The sequence below is a fragment of the Flavobacterium sp. genome (assembly GCF_035760125.1).
Classification (GTDB): Bacteria; Bacteroidota; Bacteroidia; order Flavobacteriales; family Flavobacteriaceae; genus Flavobacterium.
Window position 1 is genome coordinate 1 of sequence record NZ_DASTTN010000286.1, and the last position, 5,268, is coordinate 5,268.

Here is a 5,268-nt window from a genome sequence, read left to right on the forward strand (position 1 = left end):
GACTGCCGATGAAGTAGAAAAATACATCAATCAGGTAGCTTTTTCTGGAGCTGAAGAATTCTTGGATAAATATAAAGATTCTGCCAAAGATTCAGGAATCATTGGTCATTTTGGACTTGGTTTCTACTCCGCTTTTATGGTAGCAGAAAAAGTGGAAATCATAACCAAATCATACAAAGACGAACCAGCAGCACATTGGACCTGTGACGGAAGCCCAGAATTCACTTTGGTACAAGCTGACAAAACGACTAGAGGTACCGAAATTATCTTGCATATTGCAGAAGATTCTCTTGAATTCTTGGAAGAATTTAAAATCTCTGGCTTGTTGAGTAAATATAATAAGTTCATGCCTATTCCAATTAAATTTGGAACAAAAACCCAAACACTTCCAAAACCTGAGGGTGCTCCAGAAGATTATGTTGCTGAAACAGTTGAAATTGACAACATCGTCAACAATCCAAACCCAGCTTGGACAAAACAACCAACAGATTTATCGGATGCTGATTACAAAGATTTCTACCGTGAAATGTACCCGATGCAATTTGAGGAGCCATTATTCCATATTCATTTGAATGTAGATTATCCTTTTAATTTAACCGGTATTTTATATTTTCCTAAATTAGGTTCTGACTTACAAATTCAGAAAGACAAAATTCAATTGTACCAAAACCAAGTGTACGTAACGGATAATGTAGAAGGAATTGTACCTGAATTCTTGATGATGCTTCGCGGTGTTGTTGATTCTCCAGATATCCCTTTGAATGTTTCTCGTTCAGGTTTACAGGCTGATGGTGCGGTAAAGAAAATATCCAACTATATTACTCGCAAAGTTGCCGATAAATTGAAATCTTTGTTCAATGAAAACAGAGCAGATTTTGAGCAAAAATGGAATGATATCAAAATCGTTCTTGAATACGGAATGCTTTCTGAGGATAAATTCTATGAAAAAGCCGGAGCGTTTGTATTATACCCAACTGTTGATGATACTTATTTTACTCTTGAAGAATTAAAAGAGAAAATAAAAGAAAAACAAACCGACAAAGACGGTAAAGTGGTTGTTTTATATGCAGGAAACAAAGAAGCGCAACACTCTTATATAGAAATTGCAAAAGACAAAGGATACGAAGTATTGCTTTTGGATTCTCCGATTATCTCACATTTGATTCAAAAAATTGAAGGCGATAACAGCGGATTGCATTTCGTTCGTGTCGATTCTGACCATATTGATAATTTAATCAAGAAAGAAGATGCTGCTATTTCTAAATTATCTGAAGAAGAAAAAGAAAGTCTAAAAACTGTTCTTGAAACTATCGTTCCTAAACAAACTTACACCGTACAACTTGAAGCTTTAGATAGTGAAGCGGCTCCATTTATCATCACGCAGCCAGAATTTATGCGTAGAATGAAAGAAATGAGTCAATCAGGTGGTGGTGGAATGTTCGGAATGGGTAATATGCCGGAAATGTACAATTTGGTTGTTAATACCAATTCGGATTTGGCTACAAGCATTTTGAACAACAAAGACAAATCTGCACAAGAAAGTTTGGTGAAGCAAGCTTTGGACTTGGCCAAATTGTCTCAAAACTTATTAAAAGGAGAAGCTTTGACTGCTTTTGTGAAAAGAAGTTTTGATTTGATCAAATAATTTTATTTCCCTTTTCAAAAGGAAAAACACAAACCTGCAAGCTCAAACTTGCAGGTTTTTTTATCTCTAAAATCATTGCTTTTTAGTGCTTATTTTGAAAAATCAATAAGCAAATTCCCTTAAAATAAGTATTTACACTTCTTTTATGTTGTTTTTTTACTTAATTTTAAGAATTGAAAGAAATAACGAATTGTTTATTTCTTAAAAAAACATCCCTCCTTTTCGGGAAATGAGTTCATTTCTTTATTAAAAAAATTAAGCTTCGCAAACCAATTTAAAACTGATTTGATTTAGAACCTAATTAAAACCTACGCTTATGATAAATAACGAAACGGAATTAGAGAAAGAAAAAAATACAGGAAAAGACGCCGAAACTTCGGTTTTACTCACATTATATACTGGGCTTTTTTTGGGAATGGTTCCCGTTATCGGTTTTCCAGTCACCAATCCAGAAATGGGCGGAAAAATTCTTTTTATTGGCCTGACATTAGGAATAGCCTCATTTACCAGTTTTTTTTTCGTTGGCATTTTATTTGGGATGCCCAAACGAAACAATAAAAAAGAAAACAATTATTCACTCAATAATGGTTTATCTGAAATCTCAGATTGGCTTACCAAAATAATTTTCGGGCTTGCATTAGTCAATCTTAAAGAAATTCCCGGATATATCATTTCCTTTGCCGAATATATAAGGATAGCCTCAAAATTTGAAGGCCAATTGTTGAATATATACACAATTGGCATCCTTTTCTATTTCGGTTTTTTGGGTTTATTTATCGGATATAACTATATGCGTTTGGTTCGTGTCAATAAATACAAATATACAGATGATAATTTGATTCGGAGAGAACTGGAAATTACAAAAGAAAAGATTCTTGAAGTTAAGGCAGAAAACCAACAAAAAGACAAAAAAATTATCGAGATCCAAAGTCTTGTTCAAGAAAAAGAGCAATTGACAAAAGCATTAATTGATAGAGTAAACGAACCTTCCCTATCGGGTGCCAAGATTCAAACTGTTATCAAAAATCTAATCGATTCTAGCGAAGCCAAAAAAGGGAACGAAAACGTCAAATTGCATGTGGATAAAATGATAGATGAAGCCAAAATGAAATTACACAAAGGCCTTATCACCCATCACGATGATCCTCAAAAAGGACAATGGAAATCAAGTGCCATAAAAAATGAACGAGAATTAAAGGCAAATGTCATTGAAGAAGCCAAAGGACTGTATAAAATAAAGCTGCAGGTAGTTTCTACAAATCCGAAAGACAACCCATTAAAAAAGGGCGACATTATATTATTTGCTTTGCATAACACTTTTGGTGACCCGCCATTCAAGCTCGTAAAAGTCGAAAAACAATCTGCCGAAATTAATTTTTACGCTTATGGCTCCTTTACAGTTGGGGCATTTGTAGATGATGGTACTACTGAACTGGAACTCGATTTGGCTGAGTTATCAAACGTATCCAGTCATTTCAAATTCCACTAACCTATAATTGCCTTTTAGAGAAAAGCGATAGTAATAATCATTACAGATTTTGAAAATAAAAATCAAAACCCTGCATATAAAAAAGTTTGATACGCAATTACTTAATAATTTATTTCAAAATAATTCGTTGATAGATATGACTTTTAAATAAAAGCTTCAAAATAAAAATGCTTTCCTCAATATTTAACAGTCATATCTATCAATAATTCATTTAAAATAATAAATTTGCCTACCCAAAACAATAAACTTAACCAAAAAATTAAAATTTTATGAAGAAAAGCTTTTACTTATCAGCAGCATTTACACTTTCTTGTTTTTTATTTATTTCATGTACTAAAGAAGATTCTTTGAGCGCTACCGACAATAGTTCTGTTGCTGCATCTGCTTCTATAGATGTGATAAATGAATTGGATGTTCAGACAGGAACTCAAGTATCTTTCGATAAATTAACTGCTAAAAAAACAGGAAAATCTTTAACCAGTTCATGTGCAACCGTAACTATGGATCCACAAACATCTACTTTTCCTAAAACTTTCTATGTAGATTTTGGAACTGGTTGCGCAACAAATGGAATTACTAGAAAAGGAAAATTGAAAATCACTTTTTCTAATTATATTACAGAAACAAACAGCACTATGACTGTTGAAAGAGTTGACTACTATGTAAATGGCAATAAAGTAGAAGGAACAATTGTATATAAAAACACAACTATAACTGTACCGCAATGGACAAGAACAGTTACCAACGGAATTTTTACAGATACTAAAGGTGATGTGTATCAAAACGCAGGTTCTTACACAATAAAACAAACTGGTGGTGTTGCTACACTTAATTTAGAAGATAATACATATGAAATGATTGAAGGAACTCATACAGTTACTAAACAAAACGGCGGAAAAATCACTTTAACTGTTTTAGAACCTTTAGTTAAAAATTTCTCTTGTGATTATGTATCCAAAGGAAAACTAAATGTTGAGAGTACTCTTATGAACGGAACAATTAATTATGGTAATGGAGATTGTGATAATAAAGGTACTTATACTCAAAACGGAATTGAATTTCCTATTACAATGTAATTCCAATTTTATTTAAAAATATATTTTATAGAGACTGTTTAACTACAGTCTCTATTTTTTTTGGTTAAATCTTAAAATACTACTGGATAAATTTGGGCATACTAATTACACGAAACGCATAGTAAAATTTTATGCAAAAACACATTCTAGAAACGATTTTTAGGTTCATAAAGAAAATACAATTAAAAATTAAATACTAAATTTGCTACATTAGTTTTCTGAATTTCAATAGAGTAAAAAAAACCATTCATTATGTATAAATTAGATGCAAACGATTATTACACTCCTTTTTACTTAAAATCTTCTTTATTTAAAATTATTTTTGTTGCATTTGTTTTCAATGTACTTGCCTTTTTGAGCTTTAGAATAACGGTCTCCCCAGACAATCTCTCCCCAATTTTCCCCGATGTAGGATTTGCACTTGCTGCCATATTAATTATAGGACGAAAAGCTATAACTGGAGTTTGGATAGGATCATTTGTCGCAAATATGTTTTCCTTTTGGGATGTTTGCAAAATGCTGGACAAATCATTGCTCGAAACCATACTCTCCTCAGCATCTGTAGCTACTGGAGTAGCAATCGGAGTAATTATTAGTTCTTACTTAATTAATTTAATCAACAAAGGTGAATATCCATTAAAAACAGGATCTTCAGTTATCGCCTTTTTAGCAATTAGCGTTTTATATTGTGGCATCAGCTCTTTCTTATGCGTTTCAGCTATTTCATATTGGGAATTAAGTACTCCAAACCACTTTCTTTCTAATTGGATAACTCTATGGAAAGGTGATTTAATAGGTACTATACTTATAACTCCTTTTATAATATCTTGGTTCTACCGTCATCACATAAAAATCATTTCAACATCACTTTTAGAAGCCATTTTATTAGGATTAGCAACAGTATTAGTTTGTGTCCTAATTGCTTATGACCATCCAAATGATCAATACCTATTCATTATAGTATTATTATGGGCCACATTCCGTTTTAGAATTAGAGGAGTATCTATCTTGGCTTCCATGTTTGCTCTTTTATCATCAATATACGGATACCTCGGTTA

General features: G+C 32.4%; 4 protein-coding genes. All 4 read left to right on the top strand.

Annotated features, from left to right (window positions below):
- The coding region (gene htpG / locus VFS71_RS10280; RefSeq protein ID WP_326401112.1) for a molecular chaperone HtpG at window positions 1–1,645 on the top strand (1,645 nt) is incomplete at its 5' end.
- 316 nt (window positions 1,646–1,961) lie between these two features.
- Complete coding sequence (locus tag VFS71_RS10285; RefSeq protein ID WP_326401114.1) at window positions 1,962–3,134, top strand: pYEATS domain-containing protein; 1,173 nt, start codon at window positions 1,962–1,964, stop codon at window positions 3,132–3,134.
- Window positions 3,135–3,403: 269 nt separating this feature from the next.
- On the top strand, window positions 3,404–4,210 hold the full coding sequence (locus VFS71_RS10290) for a hypothetical protein (protein WP_326401116.1): 807 nt from the start codon (window positions 3,404–3,406) through the stop codon (window positions 4,208–4,210).
- A gap of 252 nt (window positions 4,211–4,462) precedes the next feature.
- A partial coding sequence (locus VFS71_RS10295) for an MASE1 domain-containing protein (RefSeq protein WP_326401118.1) occupies window positions 4,463–5,268 on the top strand: 806 nt, incomplete at its 3' end.

What these genes read in the sequence shown, in the direction of transcription:
- VFS71_RS10290 (WP_326401116.1), top strand. Translation starts at nt 3,404, where the DNA reads ATGAAGAAAAGCTTTTACTTATCAGCAGCATTTACACTTTCTTGTTTT.
- VFS71_RS10285 (WP_326401114.1), top strand. Translation starts at nt 1,962, where the DNA reads ATGATAAATAACGAAACGGAATTAGAGAAAGAAAAAAATACAGGAAAA.